Below are 19,689 nucleotides of genomic sequence, written 5' to 3'. Positions count from 1 at the left end.
ATGCCACTTCACTTCGAACTGGTAACCCCCGAGCGCCTCGTGCGCTCGGAAGCGGTCCATATGGTCACCGTACCGGGCACCGAAGGCGATTTCGGGGTACTGGAGGGCCACGCCCCCATCATGTCGACGGTTCGCGACGGTGCGCTATTGATATTCCGGTCGGAGAAATCGGAGCCGGAAATGATAACGATCCGCGGCGGTTTTGCCGAGATCGACGACCGCGGCCTTACCGTACTGGCGGAGCATGCTGACTGACGGCATCCTGCGCGTTCTGCCTTGCGGGGAGATCAGCCTTTCTTGTCCTTGTCTTCGGGCTTCTTATCCATTTCCATGAGTGCGGCTTTGCTGCCGTCCTTGTCCAGGACCGCTAGGATTTTCTGCGCACGGTCGGCCTGGCCGGGCTCGTCAAGGTTATAGGCCACGGGGCCCAATGCGACCTTCGCCTGGGCGGCCTTGTCCTGCACCAGCAGCACGCGCGCCGCCTTGATTCGTACCGATGCGTCGTAGGGCGCGAGCGCATAAGCATAGAGCATCGCACCCTCGGCATTCTTCGTCGGCGTCTGACCGGCGGCGGCATAGCTTTCGTAGAAATCGATGAGCGGCTGCGGTGCCTCCGAATCGATCTTGTTCGCCGCGAGAAACCATTGGCGGATCGCGGACCATTTGGCCGGATCGACGATCTTATTCTTCTTTGCCGCCGCGGCTTGCGCCATGCCCCGGTAGACGAGCGCGTGGATCGACTTGGGGTCTGTCGCGAGCGCCCGATCAGTAGCCGCCTCGGTGCGCACGTAACATGCCGCGTCTGATGTCGGATCGGTCGAACAGACGTCGAACTCGGCTTCCGCCACCTCGTTCTCTACGAACGCGTCGTCCGGATAGGATGCCGCGACCCGGCGCGCGATTGCCGCAACGCCCGGTGCAGCTTTGGATGTTACGCCGCGCTTCGACAGGATAAAGGCCGGCATGATTGCCGCCTCCGCCGCTGAGAGCGGCTGAACGCTGACCTTGCCGATTGTCAGGTCCTTCGCCGGGATCAGCGCGGATGGCAGGACGGACTGCTTGCCATAGGCGTTCAGCTTGAAATCCAGCGCATTCGGGTTGCCGAGGAGCGCGTTGGCCTCCCTGGGGGATTTGCCCGAATTGATCGCCGTCACATAGGCGGCGAATTGCCCGAGCCGATCCTTGTTGAAGATCAGATAGTCGGCGAGCAGCCATCCGCGGCTATATAGCGCATCCCGCTGTTCGCCGCTGAGATGGCCCGGATTGGGCAGCAGCAACTGCGTGGCTGGCAACAAATTCATATTCCCGACGGTGTAGCCGCGATAGGTCGGAGTCGCGCCGAAGATGACGTCGCCGTTCCGTATGATCGCGGTGGCATGCAATTCGGCAAAGCCCTCGACGAACCATGGCGGGAACGCGGCGTCCGACCATGCGTCGTTGGTCAGCATCCAGTGGTGCGTATATTCGTGGAACAGGATGGCCTGCGACGTGAAGCCGTGATCCGCCCCGTCGCCCGAACTGCGTGGCGTGAAAGCGACCGAGTCGCCAGCGCGGGGCTGGTAGAAGCCGGCAACGTCCGCCCGGCCCGCCAGCTTCTGGATCGCCGCGATGTCGCTGACGACGAACACGGTGACACGCGCGCTGTCGCCACGCTTGTCCTCGGGTGCGACGTGCCAGACGCGCATCGCCTTGTCGAATTTCTCGAGCTTGACCGTGAAGGCCTCGACATGCCCCGGTGTGTCGTCGGAATAGACGATGAAATGCCGCGACGTCGCGCGCTGCCAGGAAGCACTGGCGGATGTGGACAGCAATAACGCGGCCGCCGCGGCAGTTATCTTACGAACCATGAATATTCTTCCTCATACCAAAGGCTAGCCAGCGACGATCGTGCGTTCAACCATCATAGGAAACTATAGGGGTCCACATCCACCGTCACCCGCACCTTTGCCGACCATGCAAGCCCAGCCAGCCAATCGCGGATGATGTCCTGCACGTCCAGCGCCCGCCGGGCATGGACGAGCAGGCGGAAGCGGTGGCGGCCGCGTAGCATCGCCAGCGGGGCGGGGGCAGGGCCGTAGACCTGCATGCCGTCCACGGTCGGCGCAGCGCGTGCGACCGCGCGCGCGGTTTCCTGTGCTGCGGCCTGGTCTTCGGATGACACGATAATCGCGGCATAGCGACCGAACGGGGGCGCGCTGGCATCGCGTCGTGCCTCGGTTTCCGCGGCGTAGAAGGCGTCCGCATCGCCGGTGATCAGCGCCTGCATCACCCGGGCGGTGGGGCTGTGCGTCTGGATCAGGACGTGACCGGGCTTGTCCCCGCGACCGGCCCTTCCCGAGACCTGACGAATCTGCTGGAAGGTACGCTCTGCCGCGCGGAGATCGCCGCCCTCCAGGCCCAGGTCGGCATCGACGACGCCGACCAGCGTGAGGTTGGGAAAATGATAGCCCTTCGTCACCAACTGGGTGCCGACGACGATGTCGATCGCCCCCGCCTCCATCCGCCCGACGAACTCGGCCGCGCGAGCCGGGGACCAGATCGTGTCCGATGTCACGACCGTGGTCCGGGCGGCGGGGAAAAGCGCGGCGACCTCGTCCGCGATCCGCTCCACGCCCGGGCCGCAGGCGACCAGCGTATCCTCGTTCCGACATTCGGGACAAAGCCGCGGGACCGGCTCGACATGGCCGCAATGATGGCAGGTGAGCCGCCCTGTCAGCCGGTGTTCGACCATCCAGGCGGTGCAGTTCGGGCATTGGAAACGGTGGCCGCAGGTCCGGCACAAGGTCAGCGGGGCATAGCCCCGGCGGTTGAGGAACAGCAGCGACTGTTCGCCGCGCGCCAGCGTCTCCGCCATCGCCTTCACCAGCCGCGCGGAAAGCCACCGGCCGCGTTCGGGCGGTTCGCGGATCAGGTCGATCGCGGCGATCGACGGCATTTCCGCCGCGCCGTAGCGGCCGGGCAGTTTGACCTCCGCATAGCGGCCGAGTGCGACCTGCTGGCGCGTTTCGATCGCCGGCGTCGCGGACGCGAGGATGACCGGGCAATGTTCGAACATCCCGCGCATCACCGCGACGTCGCGGGCGTGATAATGGACGCCTTCCTCCTGCTTGAAGCTCGTTTCGTGCGCTTCGTCCACGACGATCAGGCCGAGCCGCCTGTAGGGCAGGAACAGCGCCGATCGCGCGCCGACGGTCACCAGCGCCTCCCCGCCGGCGATCGCCCGCCAGGCGCGGCGGCGCTGGGTGGAGCGAAGCCCCGAATGCCAGGCGACGGGTTCGCAGCCGAACCGGTCGTGGAAACGCTTCAGAAACGGTTCGGTCAGTGCGATCTCGGGCAGCAGGACCAAAGTCTGTCGACCCGCCCGGATCGCCGCCGCGACCGCTTCGAAATACACCTCGGTCTTGCCCGATCCCGTGACGCCGTCGAGCAATGTCGGGGCGAAGCGGTGCGCGGTGACGGCGTCGGCAAGCGCGGTCGCGGCGGCGGTCTGGTCCGCGCTCAGGATCGGTGGCGCATGATCGGGGTCGGGCAACGGGAAGGGGCTGTCGATGTCGACCGATACCGCCTCGATCGCGCCGGCTTTGACGAGGCCGCGAATCACGCCGTCCGATACGTCGGCGATCCCGGCGAGTTCGCGGATCAGCCCCTGTCGATCGGCGATCCGCTCCAGCGCCTGCGTTCGCTGCGGGGTCAGGCGCGGCGGTGGCGCATTCGTCGCACGATATTCGGTCGCGGTGCGCGACCCTTCCAGGGCGGACGTGGAGGCGAGCGCCATCCGGACCACGGCGGCGGGCGCGGCGAGATAATAAGCGGCGGTCCATTCGATCAACCGGCGCAAGGGCGCACCCAGCGGTGGCGCATCCGCAACGCCGAGCAGCGGGCGCAATCGGTTGTCGCCGACTTCGGAGTCGGCGGGCAGATGCTCGGCCTCCCACACCACCCCAAGCAATTGTCTGGGGCCGAGCGGTGCGACGACGATCGAACCGGGTTCGACCTGCATGCCGGCGGGAACGCGGTAATCGAGCGGGCCGAGCGCCGAATTGAGGACGAGAACGCGCACGCGGGACATTGCATGTATATGGGGCCCGGCGCGCACCGCGTGAACCCGGTTCGACGATCGTGACGACGTCATGCCGCCCGGTAACGCGCCGGCCCACTGCGATCGGCGACCCGCGGATATGACCGTGTACAGCCGGTCGCAGTCGATTTTCCTTCCCCCACGGCGTCCCCGGCGGCAGGATCGCGTGCGATGACCGAGCCGCCCATTACGCTTGCCGCAGCCTGGGCGCTGCATCTGCAGAACGATCGCCGTCGATCGGTCCATACCGTGCGCGCCTATGCCGCGACCGCCGCGCGGCTCGTCGCGTTCCTGAACGATCACTGGGGGCAACCGATCGACCGCAGCGTGCTGGCGCGGGTGACGACGATCGATCTGCGGTCGTTCCTCGCGAAACGGCGCGGCGACGGGCTGGGCAATGCCGCCGCTGCGCGCGAATTGTCCGCGGTGCGTGGCTTTCTCGCCTGGGCCAATCCCGCGGCCTCGGCCCCACGCACGCGCGGCCCGCGCGTCAAGAAGGGGGTGCCGCGTCCGATAGCGCCTGCCGATGTCATCGCGCTGGCGACCGACGTAGCCGACGACGCGGCCGAACCGTGGATCGGCGCGCGCGACTGGGCGATCCTGATGCTGCTATATGGTGCCGGCCTGCGCATCGGGGAGGCGGTGGCGCTGCCCGCCGGCATCCTGCCGCTCGGTGCGACGCTGGCGGTGACGGGCAAGCGCGCGAAGACCCGGATCGTGCCGTTATTGCCGCAGGTCCGCGATGCGATCGACGCCTATGCCGCGGTCTCGCCCTGGCCGGGCGCGCGCGACGCGCCGTTGTTCCGCGGTGCGAAGGGCGGCCCGCTGTCGGCGGGTGTGGTGCGCAAGTCCGTGCAGGCGGCGCGGGGACGGCTGGGTCTTGGCGATCGGACGACCCCGCACGCGCTGCGCCACAGCTTCGCGACCCATCTGCTCGGCCGCGGTGCGGACCTGCGGGCGCTGCAGGAACTGCTCGGTCATGCGAGCCTGTCGTCGACCCAGGTCTATACGGGGGTCGATGCCGCGCATCTGCTGGACGTCTACCGGAACGCGCACCCGCGGGCGCGATACCCGTGATCGGCGCGTCCGATTTGCCGAGTCGGGGGATCGGAAGTGGACGAACCACACGCCACGTCAGCGCCGGAAACACTTCCCGCATTATGCCGGGCAGGCGCGTTGCGGCGGCAAGGAGGCGGAGAGCGGGCATGGTGACGAGCAAAGCGAAATGTCGCCGTGTAGGACAGCGGTTTTTGCGACCGTATTTGCGGGCAGGCGAGCGGTCGCGCAAGTTGCCACTGACATGGAGAAAAGTCTACAATCAGACTGTCCGCCTCGTTCGCGATGCGCAGGGATAGTATCGACCCTGATTGCTTAGGTACAAATCGGATGTGCAAAGTCGAACGGGGAAGCAGGCAAATTATGCTGAACAGAATGATAAAGGTAATATCGCTGACTTTCCTGCTTTGGACACTCCCCTCGGTGGGATCGGCGGAAAAGGAAAATGATCCGATCCTGGCGTCTCACAAAAAAGATATGAGTGCCGTTGCGTCCCATCAAGCTGACGGGACTGTCAAAATCAGCGTAACGGTGGGGCGAAAATATCCCACTATTGCCCCGACGGTGGTATTGTACAAGGCGGCTATCGAGGCGGAGCGGGCCGGATTTTCGCGTTTTGCAATCATTCGTCAGAAGTTCTGGTCATATTACACTTATGGACAAAAGATCGACTCAAATGCCGTTGTCTATGTAAGGTTCGTCAAACCTGGTGAATCGATCAATTCACCAACCCCAGTCATCTATGTCGAAACAAATATGGCGATTGCCGGATTGCGGAAGATATTTGGCGAACCGGATCCATCCGATGACCCGAACGATAAAGCGAAATAGCTGATCATCCTGTCTTGACGTGAGGTGCAAGTTGGTCACCACGAATGTCGACACCCTTCCACTTTTCAAAACACCGCCGCGACCAGCTGCGCGAACGCGTCCGCGCGGTGGCTGATCGCGTGCTTCTCCTCGGGGTCCAGTTCCGCGTACGTCTCGCTCCGGCCGTGGGGCACGAACACCGGATCATAGCCGAAGCCCACCGTCCCGCGCGGCGGCCAGGTGAGCGATCCTTCCGCGCGACCTTCGAACCATTCGACATGACCGTCGGGCCAGGCGAGCGCGAGGACGCAGACGAAATGCGCGTCGCGCGCCGTGCCGGGACCCTTCGCCTGCAAGGCATCCTCCACCTTGCGCATGGCGAGAGCCCAGTCGCGGCCGCTCGGCGCCTCCGCCCAGTCCGCGGTGTAGACGCCCGGATCGCCGTTCAGCGCATCGACGCACAATCCGCTGTCGTCCGCCAGCGAAGGGAGGCCCGACAGGTCGGCGGCAGAGCGCGCCTTCAGCTCGGCATTGGCGAAGAAGGTCGTGCCCGTCTCGACCGGTTCGGGCAGGTCCAGATCGGCGGCGGAAACGGGTTCGACGCCGTAGGGGGCGAGGAGCGCGGTCAGTTCGCGGACCTTGCCCTTGTTGTGGCTGGCGATCACCAGCCGGCCCGGGGCGAGCTTGCGGATCGCCTGCCGGGCATCGCCGCCCCCGCTCACGCGACCGCTGCCCCCTGTGCGGCGAAGATGTCCATGCAGCCGATCCGGGCGAGCCGGAGCAGGCGGAGCAGCGCTTCTTCGTCATAGGTCGCATGCTCGGCGGTCGCCTGCGCCTCGGCGATGTTGCCGTTTTCCAGCAGGACGAAATTGCCGTCCGCATCCGCGTTCGAATCCTCGTCATAGTCGAGGTCCAGCACCGGCGTGCCCTGATAGATGCCGCACGATATCGCGGCGACCTTCTGCTTGATCGGATCGGTCGACAGCTTGCCGCCTTTCAGCAACCCGTCGACCGCGAGCCGCAGCGCGACCCAGGCACCCGAGATCGAGGCGGTACGCGTTCCGCCATCGGCCTGGATCACGTCGCAATCGAGCGTGATCTGCCGCTCGCCGAGCGCCTGCATATCGACCACGGCACGCAGCGACCGTCCGATCAGCCGCTGGATCTCCTGCGTCCGCCCCGACTGCTTCCCCTTCGCCGCCTCGCGATTGCCGCGGGTGTGCGTAGCACGAGGCAGCATGCCGTATTCCGCGGTCACCCAACCCTGGCCCTTGCCGCGCAGGAACGGCGGCACACGCTCCTCGATGCTCGCGGTCACGAGGACCTTGGTATCGCCGAAGCCGATGAGCACCGATCCCTCGGCATGGCGGGTGAAGCGCGGTTCGATGCTGATGGCACGCATCTGGTCGGGCGAGCGGCCGCTGGGGCGCATTGAAGAGTCTCCTGTGATTGGCCGTGGCTCTAGACGCGACAGTCAGAATTCGCCAGTCTCCCAGCGTCGGGGAGGCGTGCAGATGCGCAAGCGAGATATATGCGTCGGATCGATGCTGCTCTTAGCTGGCGCAGCGGCCTTTGCGACGGCGAGCGTAAAGCCGAACGAAACGATCACCTACGATTTTCATCCAGGCGGTCTTTGCCCGAGCTACTCGTTCAGAGGTTGTACGCCGTTCACCCTGACGCTCGACACGAGTGACCAGGGCACCGTTCTGATCACAAATGAAAGCGGTCGGAAAGAGTCGACTTTTCAAGCGACCGCCGATCAGGCTCGCGCTTTTCGCAGGCGCCTCAAACCTTACCGCCGGCATGACGATGTGCGCTTAGCCGACGGCTCTATTTGTCGGTCAAGCGTGTCCGACGGAGACACGATCGATATTCGCTGGAGTTCCAACGCCTATCGTCCAGCGCACTTCGTTCTTAACGGAGGATGTCTGTTTCCCGGCCACGCCCGGATATTTGCTGCCCTTGCCTCCGCTCCTGCCCTTCTTCCGATCGTGGATCGGATAGGGCCGCATTGAGCCGCGGCATCATCGGGCCTAGATCGTATCCATGGCCCCACCCCCCGTCGCCGAACTGACCGAACGCGCGCGCGATATCTTTCGCGTGGTGGTGGACAGCTATGTGGCCAACGGATCGCCGGTGGGGTCGAAGACGATCGCGCAATTGTCCGGCCTCAGCCTTTCGCCGGCATCGATCCGCGGGGTGATGCAGCAACTGGAGGAGGCGGGGCTGATCGCTTCGCCGCATACCAGCGCGGGTCGGTTGCCGACCGACCGCGGGCTGCGGCTGTTCGTCGACGGGATGATGCAGGCGCTGGAGCCGTCCGCGCAGGAACGGGCGGCGATCGAATCGCGTGCGGGTGGCGGCGGTCCGGTCGAGGAGGCGCTGGCGGCGACGACCGCGGCGCTGTCCGGGCTGTCCGCCTGCGCGGGGCTGGTCATGGTGCCCAAGCGCGAGGTGAAGTTGCGCTCGATCGGGTTCGTGCCGCTGTCGGCGGATCAGGCGATGGCGGTGCTGGTGAGCGAGGACGGGTCGGTCGAGAACCGGGTCATCGCGCTCCCGGGCGGCATGACCTCGTCCGCGCTGGTCGAGGCCGGCAACTACATGTCCGCGACGCTCGGCGGGCTGACGCTGGCGGAAGCGCGGTTGCGGGTCGATCGCGAACTGGCCGACGGGCATGCGGCGCTGGACGGCGCGGCGCGGACGCTGGTCGAGCGCGGACTTGCGGTGTGGAGCGAGGACGGTGCGCGGCGACCGGTGCTGATCGTGCGCGGGCAGGGGCGGCTGATCGATGCCGCCGCCGCGGCCGATCTGGAACGGGTGCGCGACTTGCTCGACGATCTCGACGGCAAGCAGGAGATCGCGGCATTGCTCGATTCGGCGCGCGCCGGGGATGCGACGCGGATCTTCATCGGCGCGGAAAACGAAATGTTCGCGCTGTCGGGATCGTCGGTCATCGCCCGACCGTTTCGCGGGGCGGGCGGACGCGTGGTCGGCGTGGTCGGGGTGATCGGCCCCACGCGGTTGAACTATGCGCGCGTCGTGCCCATGGTGGATTTCACCGCAGCGACGCTCGCCCGGCTGATGGGCTGAGCGTCCGAAACTTACAGGGATTTGCATGACCGAAAACGACGAGAACCTGCGCGAAGAAACCGCAGATACCGCGCCAGAAGTGGCCGAGCACGACCGCGTCGGCGAGCTGGAGAACCAGCTCGCCGAGGCGAAGCAGAACGTCCTGTACGCGCAGGCCGAAGTGCAGAATGTCCGCCGCCGCGCGGAGAAGGAGACGCAGGACGCACGCGCCTATGCCACCACCGGTTTCGCGCGCGACATATTGTCGGTCGCGGACAACCTGGAGCGTGCATTGTCGGCGATCCCGACGGACTTGCGCGAGGACGCGAAGTTCAAGGGGCTCGTCGCCGGGTTGGACGCGACGGGTCGCGAGCTGACCTCGATCTTTCAGCGCAACGGGATCACGCGGATCACGGCGCTCGGCGAGACGCTTGATCCCAACAAGCACCAGGCGATGCTGGAGGTGCCCAGCGACGCCGCGCCGGGGACGATCGTGCAGGAAATGCAAGGCGGGTACATGATCAAGGATCGCCTGCTGCGGCCCGCGATGGTCGGAGTGGCGAAGGCGGGGTGACCTAAACGCTTGCCGCTTTCAGGATCGCGTTGATCCGGGCCTGCCAGCCCGGGCCCGTGCCACGGAATTTGGCGAGCACGTCCTGATCGAGCCGCAACGTCACTTGCTGCTTGGTCGGGGCTAGCTGAAGACCCCGGACACGACGGTCGCGCTCGATCAGCGCCTGCCGCAGCGCCGCTTCGGTGACGTCGCCATCCTCGGGGTCATCCGGATCGGCCGGAATAGCGATGATATCCTCTAATTTCCGTCTCATTGCTTTTCCTCACGGAAATAAACCGTATCGTCGTTCCACGTCGGACAAAAACCGCCGTCCACAACCTGTTGCCGACGAGTCCGATCGCCTTGTCACGCCGTTCTCCGTCGTCGAAGCGAATGGTCGGAACGACAACCGATCCGGGATCGTCAAAGACCCGTTCGCCGAACCCCAGCGACACCCCGTGCTTCTCACGATTGATCGCATCCTTGGCGGGATCAAACGCGATGTCCATGTCATATCGTAGCTACGATCAGTGGTCTATGCAAGTACCGGCTCGACGCGAAAGACGGCGTGCCGCTATGATGTCGTGATGAACCCCAACCTCACCGCCGATCGCCCGACCTTCGTCACGCACCTCGAATGCTCGCTGACCGGCGAACGGTACGAGGCGGACCGGCTCCACGGGCTGTCGCGGGCGGGCAGGCCGTTGCTGGTGCGCTACGATCTGGACGCGGTGCGCGCCAACCTGCCCAAGGGCATGCTGGCCGCGCGGCCGACCGATCTGTGGCGCTGGCGCGAGCTGTTGCCGGTGCGCGATACCGCCAATATCGTCAGCCTGGGCGAGATCGAGACGCCGCTGATCCCGATCCCCAAAAGCGCCGGATCGCCGAACGTGCTCGTCAAGGACGAAGGGCGGTTGCCGACCGGCAGCTTCAAGGCGCGCGGGCTCGTCATGGCGGTGGCGATGGCCAAGGAGCTGGGCGTCACGCGGATCGCGATGCCGACCAACGGCAATGCGGGTGCGGCGCTGGCCGCCTATGCGACTCGGGTCGGGATCGAGACGATCGTGCTGTGCCCCGACGACACGCCCGAGATCAACGTGCGCGAGATCGCCGCGCAGGGTGCGCGGGTGTGGCGGGTCGACGGGTTGATCGACGATTGCGGCGCGATCGTCGGGAAGGGCGCGGCGGAAGGGCGCTGGTTCGACTTCTCGACGCTGAAGGAGCCGTACCGGATCGAGGGCAAGAAGACGATGGGGCTCGAACTGGCCGCGCAGTTCGGCTGGAAACTGCCCGATGCGATCTTCTATCCGACCGGCGGCGGCACCGGGCTGATCGGGATGTGGAAGGCGTTCGCCGAGCTGGAGGCGCTTGGCTGGATCGGGTCCGAGCGGCCGCGGATGTATGCGGTGCAGGCGAGCGGCTGCGCGCCGATCGTCCGCGCGTTCGAGGAGGGCGTCGAACATGCCGACCGCTGGGAGGACGCCTCGACCGTTGCGGCGGGCATCCGCGTGCCGAAGGCGGTCGGCGATTTCCTGATCCTGCGCGCGGTGCGCCAATCGGGCGGGAAGGCGCTCGGGGTCGGCGATCCGGCGATCCTGCGCGCGGTCGATGACTGCGCGCGCAAGGACGGGCTGCTATTGTGTCCGGAGGGCGGCGCGACGCTGGCGGCGTACCGGGAGGCGCTGCGGACGGGCGAAGTGGACGAGGACGAGCGCGTGGTCCTGTTCAACTGCGCGACGGGGCTGAAATACCCGATGCCGCCGGCGGACAATGCGCTCGACAAGGACGGGCCGATCGATTTCGGGGCGTTGTGAACGCATCACCTCGGCAAAACCATGTCACCCCGGCGAAGGCCGGGGTCCAGTTGCGAAGGTTGTAAAGGAGAGGACGTCGCTCTCCAACTTCTTCGTCGCAACTGGGCCCCGGCCTTCGCGGGGGTGGGATTAGCCGAAGACTGCCAGTAGTCCCTCATACCGTGCCAAGTCCGGTGCCCCTACGACCGCCACCCCCTCGCGCAGCAAAAACGCGTGCCGGACGATCTCCGCCTGCTGCTCGATCCCGTAACCCGTCAGCGGCATGCCCGGACGGAAGCTGTAGGTGTAGCGGCAAAAGGGATGGCGGCGCAGCGGCAGGAACAGGCCGCGTTGGTGTTGCCAGACATGGCAGAGTTCGTGGACGAACAGCCCCTGCAGGCCGTGCCCCTCCTCGCGGCTGAAATCCTCGCTCCAGCCGGCGCTTTGCGGGTGGAGATGGATGTGCCCGGTCGGTGCCATCACAATGTCGCGCGGTTGGAAGGGCCACCAGCGTCGACGGCGGATTTCGACGCGGTCGAGGTCGATCGCCTCGCGGTAGATCGACCCGGCCAGCGAGCGTTCGCCCCCGGTCAGCCCTCGCGCGCCGCCCGGCGGGGTCATCGCTGCACGATCGCGGGCGGGCGGCGATGGTCCCAGCCTTCGCGCTCCAGCTCCGGCGTGTCGGCGTCCATCGCGGGATAGCCGAGGCACAGATAGCCGACCAGCCGCCAATCCCGTGACACGTCGAGCGCGGCACGCACGCGGTCGGGGTCGAGAATCGATACCCAGCCGAGCCCGAGCCCCGCGGCGCAGGCGGCGAGCCATAGCGTATGGATCGCCATGACCGCGGAATAGCCGATCGTCTCGGGCATGGTCAGCCGGCCGAGGCCGTGCCCCTGCACCGGATCGGGATCGACGAACACCGCGATCTGGCACGGTGCCTCATGGAGCGCGGCGAGTTTCAGCCGTGCGTAGTTGGCGGCGCGGTCCTCCGATTGCGCCGCCAGCGCGTCGGCGTTGCAGCGCAGGAATTCCGCCTGAATCGCGGCGCGCGCAGGCGGCGCATCGACGAGCACGAAGCGCCAGGGCTGACTAAGACCGACCGACGGCGCACGATTGGCGGTGTCGAGCAACGAGTCGAGCGCCCCCTCGGGCAGCGCGCGGGGCAGGAAATGGCGAACGTCGCGCCGCCAGCGAAACAGCCGGTCGAGATCGTCGCGAAACCCCGGGTCGAAGCTGGGCGCGAGCATCGTCATTTCAGCCGCAGCGACAACCCTGCGGCGACGAACTCGACCCGGTCGACCGCCGCGGCGACCTGCTGGTTCAGCCGCCCCGCCGCGTCGCGGAACGCACGCCCGAGCGGCGTGTCGGGGACGATCCCGAGCCCGACCTCGTTGCTGACGAGGAACAGCGGATGTTGCGCAGCACGGATCGCAGCAAGCAGCGTCGCGGTCGCGGCGTCGATATCCGACCGGCCGAGCATCAGGTTCGACAGCCACAGCGTCAGGCAATCGACCAGCATGATCGCGGGCGCGGCCTCCGCAATCGCATCCGCCAGCGCGATCGGTGTCTCCACCGTTCGCCAGCGCGGTCCGCGGTCGCCTTGGTGGCGCGCGATCCGTTCCGCCATCTCGGCGTCGCCCGCGGTCGCGGTCGCAATATGGACCAGTGGTCCCGGCAGCGCCTCCGCCGCCGCCTGCGCCAGCCGGCTCTTGCCCGACCGGGCACCGCCGAGGAACAGGGTCGTCGTTGCCATCTTGCCCCCATCGCCGATGCGGCTTAAAGGCGCAACCGCGACAGGTTTCCAGAGATGGAATGAAAAGGGAACCCGGAAGCCCCGGCCGAAAGGCCGGTGTAATCCGGGGCTGTGCCCGCAACTGTAACCGGCGAGCCTCGCCCATTCGCGCCACTGAACCTTCGGGTTCGGGAAGGCAGGACGAGGTGTCGACCCGGAAGCCAGGAGACCTGCCTGTCGCTGTTTGTCCTTCGCGCGGACGGGGTGTTCCGGGCGATCGAGGTTCTTCCTCGCGTGACGACGTGCCTTGGGGCCGTGTGCGACGGGGGGATGATCCTTCCGGCGCTTGCGTCGCGCATGTCCCCGTCCATCGTGAAGGGGATATCCGTGAAGACCATTTGCCTGATCCTGCTGCCGCTGCTGTCCTGCACCGCACCGGCGCTTGCCCAATCCGCCCAGTCCACCGCCGGTCTCGAACAGGCCGCCCAGGCGGGCATCGACATCGTGGTCACCGCCAACCGTACCGTGACACCGGTCGATCATGTCGGCCAGTCGGTGACGGTGCTCGACACTGCGACCATCGAGACGCGCCAGGCGACGACGGTATCCGATCTGTTGCTGCAGACCCCTGGCGTCACCGTCGCGCGCAACGGCGGGGTCGGCACTGTCACATCGCTCAGCATCCGCGGTGCCGAGACCGACCAGACGGTGGCGCTGATCGACGGGGTGAAGCTCAACGATCCGGCGTCACCGGGGGGCGGGTTCAATTTCGGAACGCTGCTGATCGGCAACATCGCGCGGATCGAGGTGCTGCGCGGCGCACAGTCGGTGCTGTGGGGCAACCAAGCGATCGGCGGCGTCGTCAATATCATCACCCGCCAGCCGAGCGACCATCTGGAGATCAACGCGCGCGCCGAGGGCGGCTGGCACGATACCGGCCAGGGCTTCGCCAACATCTCCGACAAGATCGGTCCGGTATCGGCGAGCTTCGGGGCGGGCTATTACCGGACCGACGGCAACTCCGCGTATTTCGCGGGCAAGGAGCGCGACGGCTACCGCGATTTCGGCGCGAACGGCAGCGTGAACATCGCGCTGGCGAAGGATCTGTCGGTCGACCTGCGCGGCTTCTATTCGAACGGGCGCACCGACTTCGACGGTTTCCCGCCGCCGAACTACGTCTTCGGCGATACGCGCCAATATGAACTGGCGAAGCAGATCGTGGGCTATGCGGGGCTGAATGCGGGGCTGTTCGACGGGCATTTCCGCAATCGCTTCGGTTACGCGCACACCGACACGAAACGGCGGGACTTCGATCCCGACAGCAGCCCGACCGAGACGTTCGACGCCAATGGCAGCGCCGACCGCCTGGAATATCAGGGGAATGTCGATCTCGGATCGGTGCTGCAATCGACCTTCGGTGCCGAACGCGAAGTGACGAGGCTCCGTACCGCGAGCTATGGTTTTGCCGATGTCTACACCGGCAACACCCCGGGCCGGTCGCGGACGTTCAGCGTCTATGGTCAGCTGGTCGCGACGCCGATGACCGGACTGAGCCTGACCGGTGGGGTGCGGCATGACAGCATCACCCAGAGTGGCCCCAACGCGTCCGGCGACGCGACGACCTTCTCGGGCAGCGGCGTCTATTCGCCCAATGGCGGATCGACGGTGTTCCGTGGCAGCTATTCCGAAGGCTTTAAGGCACCGACATTGTTCCAGCTGCAAAGCGAGTACGGCAACGCGCTGTTGGCACCCGAACGCTCGCATGGCTGGGACGCAGGGGTGACGCAGCACGCGCTGGAGGGCGCGGTCGAGGCGAGCGCGACGTGGTTCCATCGGAATTCGGACAACCTCATCAATTTCGTCTCCTGCACCGCGCCGCTGACCGGCATCTGCGTCAACCGGCGGTTCGGTACCTACGACAATGTCGCAAAGGCATTGTCGCAGGGGCTGGAGGTCGCGCTGACGGTCAAGCCGACCCCGGCGTTCACGCTGGTCGGCAGCTATACCTATCTGGACGCGGAGAACCGTACGCCGGGGACCGGTTTCGGCAAGCGTCTGGCGCTGCGGCCGAGCCAGAGCGTGACGGTCAACGCCGATTATCGCTGGTCGTTCGGGCTGGAGACGGGCGCGACCGTCAGCGATATCGGCGACAGCTACAACAATGCGTCGAACAGCCAGCGGTTGAAGGGCTATGTGCTCGCGGGCGTGCGCGCCTCGTTTCCCGTCACGCGCAACATCGCGGTCTATGGCCGCGTCGATAATCTGTTCAACGAAATCTACCAGACGATCTACCAATATGGCGTGCCGGGCCGGGCGGCCTATGGCGGCGTCCGGCTCCGCTATTGATTATCCCCGCCGCCCGTCCCTCCGCCGCATTGCCGGAAGTATCGCCGATGACCGAGGTTCCACCCGTCGAGACACCGGAGGACCATGCCCGCCACAATGCGCGGATGAAACGGCTGTCCGCCGCGCGCGAGAAGATGATGGCGCGGCGGACGCTGGAGCGTGGGCTGCTGATCGTCCATACCGGCAACGGCAAGGGCAAGTCGTCGAGCGCGTTCGGGATGGCGATCCGCAGCATCGGCTGGGGCATGAATGTCGCGATCCTGCAATATGTGAAGGGCAAATGGGAGACGGGGGAGCGCAATTTCTTCGAAGCGAACCCCGATCTTGCGATCTTCGAGGTGATGGGCGAGGGCTTCACCTGGGACACGCAGGACCGCGCGCGCGATATCGCGGCGGCGCGCGCGGCGTGGGAGCGGTCGAAGGACATGATCCTCGATCCCGCCTATGATTTCGTGATTCTCGACGAACTCAACATCGTGCTTCGCGACGATACGCTGCCGGTCGCGGAGATCGTCATGTTCATGAAGGACCGCCCGCTCACCAAGCATGTCTGCATCACAGGCCGCGATGCGAAGCCCGAGCTGCTCGCGATCGCCGATCTCGTGACCGACTTCACCGAAGTGCGGCATCCGTTCCACGCGGGCTTCATGGCGCAGAAGGGGGTCGAATATTGATCCGACCGCGCTCACTTGCACGAGCCGCTGCCCTGCTGCCGATCGCCGCGCTGATGGGGTCAGCGCCGCCGCGTGAACCGCGGATCGTGTCGATCAACCCGTGCATCGATGCGGTACTGATGCACGTCGCCGATCCGTCGCAGATCGCGGGCATCAGCCATTATTCGCAGGACCCGCGCGCGACGTCGATCGGCCTCGCGCTCGCGAACCGCTTCAAGGCGACGTCGGGCACGGCGGAAGAGGTCGTGGCGCTCGCCCCCGACATCGTGTTGTCGAGCGCCCATGTGTCGCCCGCGACGACGATGGCGCTCGATCGGATGCATATCCGGCTGGTGCAATATCCGGTGCCGTCGACCGTGACGGAAAGCGAGGCGCAGGTGCGCGATATCGCCGCACTTGTCGGGCACCCGACGCGGGGCCAGACCCTGGCCGCGGCGATCGACGCGGCGGCACGGCCGGTCGCGGGTGCGCGTATACCGGCGTTGATCTGGCAGGCCGGGGGGTTGGTGCCCGGATCGGGAACGCTTGCCGACGACCTGATGACGCGCGCGGGGTTCCGCAACATGAGCGCGGCGTACGGGCTGAAGCAATGGGACGTGCTGCCGCTGGAATATCTCGTCGCCCGCCCGCCGCACGTGCTCCTGTCGGTCGGCGCGGCGGAAACGGGAACCGATCGGATGACCAGCCACCCGGCGATGGCGCGGCTGGCGAAGCGGATCGTCGTCGCGCCCTATCAGAGCCGGTTGCTGAGCTGCGGCGGCCCGACGATCGTCGCCGCGATGACGCGGTTGCGGACGGTCCGCAGCGAGGTGACGCGGTGACGCGGCTGACGATCGGCCTGCTGGTCCTGATCCTGTTTGCCGCCACGCTGTCGGTGGCGGCGGGGAAAGTGTGGGTCCCGCTCGACGCCTGGACCGCGGCCGACCCGCGGTCGATCATCATCGTCGAACTCCGTTTGCCGCGGACGGTGCTGGCGCTGGCGATCGGCGCGGCGCTCGGGCTGTCGGGGGCGGTAATGCAGGGGTATCTGCGCAATCCGCTCGCCGATCCGGGATTGTTCGGCGTGTCGTCCGGCGCGGCGCTGGGCGCGGTGCTGTCGTTGTTCTTCGGCTATGCGGCGCAGGCGTGGCTGTTGCCCGCCTTCGCGCTGACCGGCGCGGGGGTGACGATGGCGTTGCTGGCGATGATCGCCGGGCGATCGGGCAGCCTGGTGCTGTTCACCCTCGCCGGGCTGATCCTGACGAGCATCGCCGGATCGATGACCGCGCTCGCGATCAGCCTCGCGCCGACGCCGTTCGTCGCATCGGAGATCGTGACCTGGCTGATGGGCGCGCTGACCGATCGAAGCTGGAACGACGTGCAGGTCGCGGTGCCGCTGATCGCGATCGGTTCGGCGATCCTGGCGACGACGGCGTGTTCGCTCGACGCGCTGACGCTCGGCGAGGCGGCGGCGCGGTCGATCGGCATCGATCCGCGACGGTTGCAGTTGGCGGTGATCGCCGGCACCGCGCTGACCGTCGGTGCGGCGGTGGCGGCGGCGGGGGTGATCGGGTTCGTCGGGCTGATCGTCCCGCATCTGGTCCGACCGTTCGTCGGGAGCCGACCCTCGGCGATCCTGCTGCCGTCCGCGCTCGGCGGCGCGTTGCTGGTGACGCTGGCGGACAGCCTGGTGCGGATCGCACCCACCGTCAGCGAGCTTCGGCTCGGGATCGCGATGTCGTTGCTGGGCGGCCCGTTCTTCCTGGTTCTGCTGGTCCGCATGCGCCGGGGGCTGGCATGAGTATTCTCGCCACGTCGGCGCTCGGCCTGACGCTCGGCGGCGCGCGCGTGCTCGACGCGGTGTCGTTGCGGTTCGAACGGGGCCGGGTGACCGCATTGCTCGGCGCGAACGGGGCCGGCAAGAGCAGCCTGCTCGCCTGTCTCGCGGCGCTTCGCATACCCGATCGCGGGACCGCGACGCTGGACGGGGTCGATGTCGCGGCGCTCGACCGGCGCGATCGGGGGCGGCGGATCGGGCTGCTGCCGCAGGCGGGCGACGTGCATTGGAACGTGGACGTGCGAACGCTGGTCGGACTCGGCCGCTTGCCGCACCGCGGACGCTGGGGGGAGACGGCGGCGGATCGCGGCGCGATCGAGCGGGCGATGGCGGCGACCGATGTCGCGGGGCTGGCCATGCGCGGCGTCGAGCATCTGTCGGGGGGCGAACGCGGCCGGGTGCTGCTCGCGCGCGTGCTGGCGGGGGAGCCGGACTGGCTTCTGGCGGACGAACCGCTCGCCAGTCTCGACCCGGCGCACCAGATCGATGTTGCGGCGATGCTGCGCAGCGTGGCGGCGGCGGGGCGCGGGGTCGTGCTGGTCGTGCACGATCTCGGGCTGGCCGCGCGCTTGGCCGACGACGTCGTGTTGCTGAAGAACGGGCGGGTGGTCGCGGCGGGACCGGCGGACGACGTGCTCACCGCGCCGCTGATCGGCGAGACGTACGGCATCGCGGTCGAGATCGGGCGGACGCCCGGCGGCGCGCGCTATATCCTGCCGACCGGGGTGCGGTAAGTCCGCAGGAGGGACCATGACCGAAGACGATATCCGCGCGCATCTGGATGCGCTGGCGAAGCCACGGGGCAGCATGGGGCGGCTGGAGGACATCGCGGTCGCGCTGGCGATGACGCAGCGTCGGATCGATCCGTCGACCCGGCCGCGGCGGCTGGTGCTGTTCGCGGGCGATCATGGTTGCGTGGCGGACGGCGTGTCCGCCTGGCCGTCCGCGGTGACGGAGATGATGGTCGCGGCGATCCTGGCGGGCAGGGCGACGAGCAGCGCACTCGCCGCGGCGCAGGATTGTCCGCTCCGGCTCGTCGATGTCGGGATGGCCGGACCGCGGGTCGATTCACCGCCCGCCTTTTTTCGCGACGCACGGGTGGCGGACGGCACCGACAGCCTCGCGCACCGGCCGGCGATGACGCCCGCACAGTTCGACGCCGCCTGGCGCGTCGGCGTCGAGGAGGCCGAACGCGCGGTCGGCGAGGGAGCACGGGTGCTGATCGCCGGCGAGATGGGGATCGGCAACACGACGCCTGCCGCTTGTCTGACCGCGCTGCTCGCGGGGATCGAACCGGACGCGGCGGTCGGGCGTGGGGCCGGGGCGGACGATTCGGTCATGGCGGCGAAGCGGCCGATCGTCCGCGCGGCGGTGGACCGCGCGCGGACGATGGGCGACCGCGACGGCATCGCGAGCGTGTGCGGTCATGAGATCGCGGCGATGGCTGGCTTCTATGCGGCGGCGGCGGCGGCGGGGGTCACCTTGCTGATCGACGGCTATGTCGCGACCGCGGCGGCGCTGGTGGCCGAGCGACTGGCACCGGGCACGGCCCGCGCGATGATCGCGGGGCATCGGTCGGCCGAGCCGGGTCATGGTGCCGCGCTGGCGGAACTCGCGCTCGTGCCGATCCTCGACTGGGGGATGCGGCTGGGCGAAGGCAGCGGTGCGCTGGTCGCGCTGCCGTTGCTCGATTCTGCGGCGGCGTTGCTGACCGGTGTCGCGCGGCTCGAGTCGATCGGCGCGGTGCGTGAGGACTGAC

Annotated in this window: 22 protein-coding genes and 1 riboswitch; of the genes, 13 read left to right on the top strand and 9 right to left on the bottom strand. The window is 67.2% G+C overall.

Going from position 1 to position 19,689, the window contains the following annotated elements; all coding sequences use genetic code 11:
* The gene (locus HUU99_RS03195) at positions 1–255 is read left to right on the top strand and encodes an ATP synthase F1 subunit epsilon (RefSeq protein ID WP_174285135.1); all 255 of its coding nucleotides are present in this window, start codon (positions 1–3) and stop codon (positions 253–255) included.
* A 32-nt stretch (positions 256–287) separates the two neighbouring features.
* On the opposite strand, the gene HUU99_RS03190 is transcribed toward HUU99_RS03195, so the two are convergent.
* Positions 288–1,847, bottom strand: a complete 1,560-nt coding sequence (locus HUU99_RS03190; RefSeq protein ID WP_174285134.1) for a hypothetical protein — start codon at positions 1,845–1,847, stop codon at positions 288–290.
* Positions 1,848–1,900: 53 nt separating this feature from the next.
* The gene (locus HUU99_RS03185) at positions 1,901–4,069 is read right to left on the bottom strand and encodes a primosomal protein N' (RefSeq protein WP_174285133.1); all 2,169 of its coding nucleotides are present in this window, start codon (positions 4,067–4,069) and stop codon (positions 1,901–1,903) included.
* A gap of 180 nt (positions 4,070–4,249) precedes the next feature.
* Here HUU99_RS03185 and HUU99_RS03180 point away from each other — a divergent pair, with 180 nt between their 5' ends.
* On the top strand, positions 4,250–5,155 hold the full coding sequence (locus tag HUU99_RS03180) for a tyrosine recombinase XerC (RefSeq protein WP_174285132.1): 906 nt from the start codon (positions 4,250–4,252) through the stop codon (positions 5,153–5,155).
* Between the two features lie 342 nt (positions 5,156–5,497).
* Positions 5,498–5,965 carry a hypothetical protein gene (locus HUU99_RS03175; RefSeq protein ID WP_174285131.1) on the top strand — a complete coding sequence of 156 codons (468 nt, stop codon included), beginning with the start codon at positions 5,498–5,500 and terminating at the stop codon, positions 5,963–5,965.
* Positions 5,966–6,030: 65 nt separating this feature from the next.
* On the opposite strand, the gene rdgB is transcribed toward HUU99_RS03175, so the two are convergent.
* Together rdgB and rph are read right to left on the bottom strand one after the other, a co-directional pair.
* Positions 6,031–6,666 (bottom strand): RdgB/HAM1 family non-canonical purine NTP pyrophosphatase, encoded by a 636-nt coding sequence (rdgB, locus tag HUU99_RS03170; RefSeq protein ID WP_174285130.1) that lies wholly within the window; start codon positions 6,664–6,666, stop codon positions 6,031–6,033.
* Positions 6,663–7,376: a ribonuclease PH gene (rph, locus tag HUU99_RS03165; RefSeq protein ID WP_174285129.1), complete on the bottom strand. Its 714-nt coding sequence runs from the start codon at positions 7,374–7,376 to the stop codon at positions 6,663–6,665. The genes rdgB and rph overlap by 4 nt, the downstream gene beginning before the upstream one ends.
* Between rph and HUU99_RS03160 the strand changes: the two genes are divergently transcribed.
* The 3 genes from HUU99_RS03160 to grpE are packed head-to-tail and all read left to right on the top strand — an operon-like array spanning position 7,336 to position 9,587.
* A complete protein-coding gene (locus tag HUU99_RS03160; RefSeq protein WP_217430756.1) occupies positions 7,336–7,959 on the top strand; it encodes a hypothetical protein in 624 nt (207 codons plus the stop codon). The genes rph and HUU99_RS03160 overlap by 41 nt on opposite strands.
* A gap of 31 nt (positions 7,960–7,990) precedes the next feature.
* The gene (hrcA, locus tag HUU99_RS03155) at positions 7,991–9,034 is read left to right on the top strand and encodes a heat-inducible transcriptional repressor HrcA (RefSeq protein WP_174285127.1); all 1,044 of its coding nucleotides are present in this window, start codon (positions 7,991–7,993) and stop codon (positions 9,032–9,034) included.
* Positions 9,035–9,059: 25 nt separating this feature from the next.
* A complete protein-coding gene (gene grpE / locus HUU99_RS03150; protein WP_174285126.1) occupies positions 9,060–9,587 on the top strand; it encodes a nucleotide exchange factor GrpE in 528 nt (175 codons plus the stop codon).
* Position 9,588: 1 nt separating this feature from the next.
* Here grpE and HUU99_RS03145 read toward each other — a convergent pair whose 3' ends face one another.
* Both HUU99_RS03145 and HUU99_RS03140 read right to left on the bottom strand, forming a co-directional pair.
* Positions 9,589–9,840, bottom strand: a complete 252-nt coding sequence (locus HUU99_RS03145; RefSeq protein WP_174285125.1) for a BrnA antitoxin family protein — start codon at positions 9,838–9,840, stop codon at positions 9,589–9,591.
* A complete protein-coding gene (locus tag HUU99_RS03140) occupies positions 9,791–10,075 on the bottom strand; it encodes a BrnT family toxin (RefSeq protein WP_174285124.1) in 285 nt (94 codons plus the stop codon). The genes HUU99_RS03145 and HUU99_RS03140 overlap by 50 nt, the downstream gene beginning before the upstream one ends.
* A 78-nt stretch (positions 10,076–10,153) precedes the next feature.
* Between HUU99_RS03140 and HUU99_RS03135 the strand changes: the two genes are divergently transcribed.
* On the top strand, positions 10,154–11,380 hold the full coding sequence (locus HUU99_RS03135; protein ID WP_174285123.1) for a threonine synthase: 1,227 nt from the start codon (positions 10,154–10,156) through the stop codon (positions 11,378–11,380).
* 129 nt (positions 11,381–11,509) lie between these two features.
* Here HUU99_RS03135 and HUU99_RS03130 read toward each other — a convergent pair whose 3' ends face one another.
* From HUU99_RS03130 to cobU, 3 genes are read right to left on the bottom strand one after another with little or no spacing between them, the layout of a single operon-like run.
* Positions 11,510–11,980 carry a vgr related protein gene (locus HUU99_RS03130; RefSeq protein ID WP_174285122.1) on the bottom strand — a complete coding sequence of 157 codons (471 nt, stop codon included), beginning with the start codon at positions 11,978–11,980 and terminating at the stop codon, positions 11,510–11,512.
* A complete protein-coding gene (gene bluB / locus HUU99_RS03125) occupies positions 11,977–12,609 on the bottom strand; it encodes a 5,6-dimethylbenzimidazole synthase (RefSeq protein ID WP_174285230.1) in 633 nt (210 codons plus the stop codon). The genes HUU99_RS03130 and bluB overlap by 4 nt, the downstream gene beginning before the upstream one ends.
* Positions 12,610–12,611: 2 nt before the next feature.
* On the bottom strand, positions 12,612–13,115 hold the full coding sequence (cobU, locus tag HUU99_RS03120; RefSeq protein WP_174285121.1) for a bifunctional adenosylcobinamide kinase/adenosylcobinamide-phosphate guanylyltransferase: 504 nt from the start codon (positions 13,113–13,115) through the stop codon (positions 12,612–12,614).
* Positions 13,116–13,140: 25 nt separating this feature from the next.
* Positions 13,141–13,346, top strand: a riboswitch (cobalamin riboswitch).
* A 135-nt stretch (positions 13,347–13,481) separates the two neighbouring features.
* Between cobU and HUU99_RS03115 the strand changes: the two genes are divergently transcribed.
* Genes HUU99_RS03115 through cobT form a run of 6 tightly spaced genes read left to right on the top strand, consistent with a single transcriptional unit; the run spans position 13,482 to position 19,688 of the window.
* A complete protein-coding gene (locus tag HUU99_RS03115) occupies positions 13,482–15,440 on the top strand; it encodes a TonB-dependent receptor plug domain-containing protein (RefSeq protein WP_174285120.1) in 1,959 nt (652 codons plus the stop codon).
* Positions 15,441–15,487: 47 nt separating this feature from the next.
* On the top strand, positions 15,488–16,114 hold the full coding sequence (gene cobO / locus HUU99_RS03110) for a cob(I)yrinic acid a,c-diamide adenosyltransferase (RefSeq protein WP_174285119.1): 627 nt from the start codon (positions 15,488–15,490) through the stop codon (positions 16,112–16,114).
* The gene (locus HUU99_RS03105; RefSeq protein WP_254602888.1) at positions 16,111–16,935 is read left to right on the top strand and encodes an ABC transporter substrate-binding protein; all 825 of its coding nucleotides are present in this window, start codon (positions 16,111–16,113) and stop codon (positions 16,933–16,935) included. The genes cobO and HUU99_RS03105 overlap by 4 nt, the downstream gene beginning before the upstream one ends.
* Entirely contained in the window at positions 16,932–17,894 is a 963-nt protein-coding gene (locus tag HUU99_RS03100; RefSeq protein WP_174285118.1) for a FecCD family ABC transporter permease, read from the top strand. The genes HUU99_RS03105 and HUU99_RS03100 overlap by 4 nt, the downstream gene beginning before the upstream one ends.
* A complete protein-coding gene (locus HUU99_RS03095) occupies positions 17,891–18,664 on the top strand; it encodes an ABC transporter ATP-binding protein (RefSeq protein WP_174285117.1) in 774 nt (257 codons plus the stop codon). The genes HUU99_RS03100 and HUU99_RS03095 overlap by 4 nt, the downstream gene beginning before the upstream one ends.
* Before the next feature lie 16 nt (positions 18,665–18,680).
* Positions 18,681–19,688: a nicotinate-nucleotide--dimethylbenzimidazole phosphoribosyltransferase gene (gene cobT, locus HUU99_RS03090; RefSeq protein ID WP_174285116.1), complete on the top strand. Its 1,008-nt coding sequence runs from the start codon at positions 18,681–18,683 to the stop codon at positions 19,686–19,688.
* Position 19,689: the final 1 nt, after the last annotated feature.

This window comes from Sphingomonas bacterium (assembly GCF_903642285.1).
GTDB lineage: Bacteria > Pseudomonadota > Alphaproteobacteria > Sphingomonadales > Sphingomonadaceae > Sphingomonas.
The sequence above is the reverse complement of the archived record's forward strand: the minus strand, read 5'-3'. Positions and strand labels throughout refer to the sequence as shown.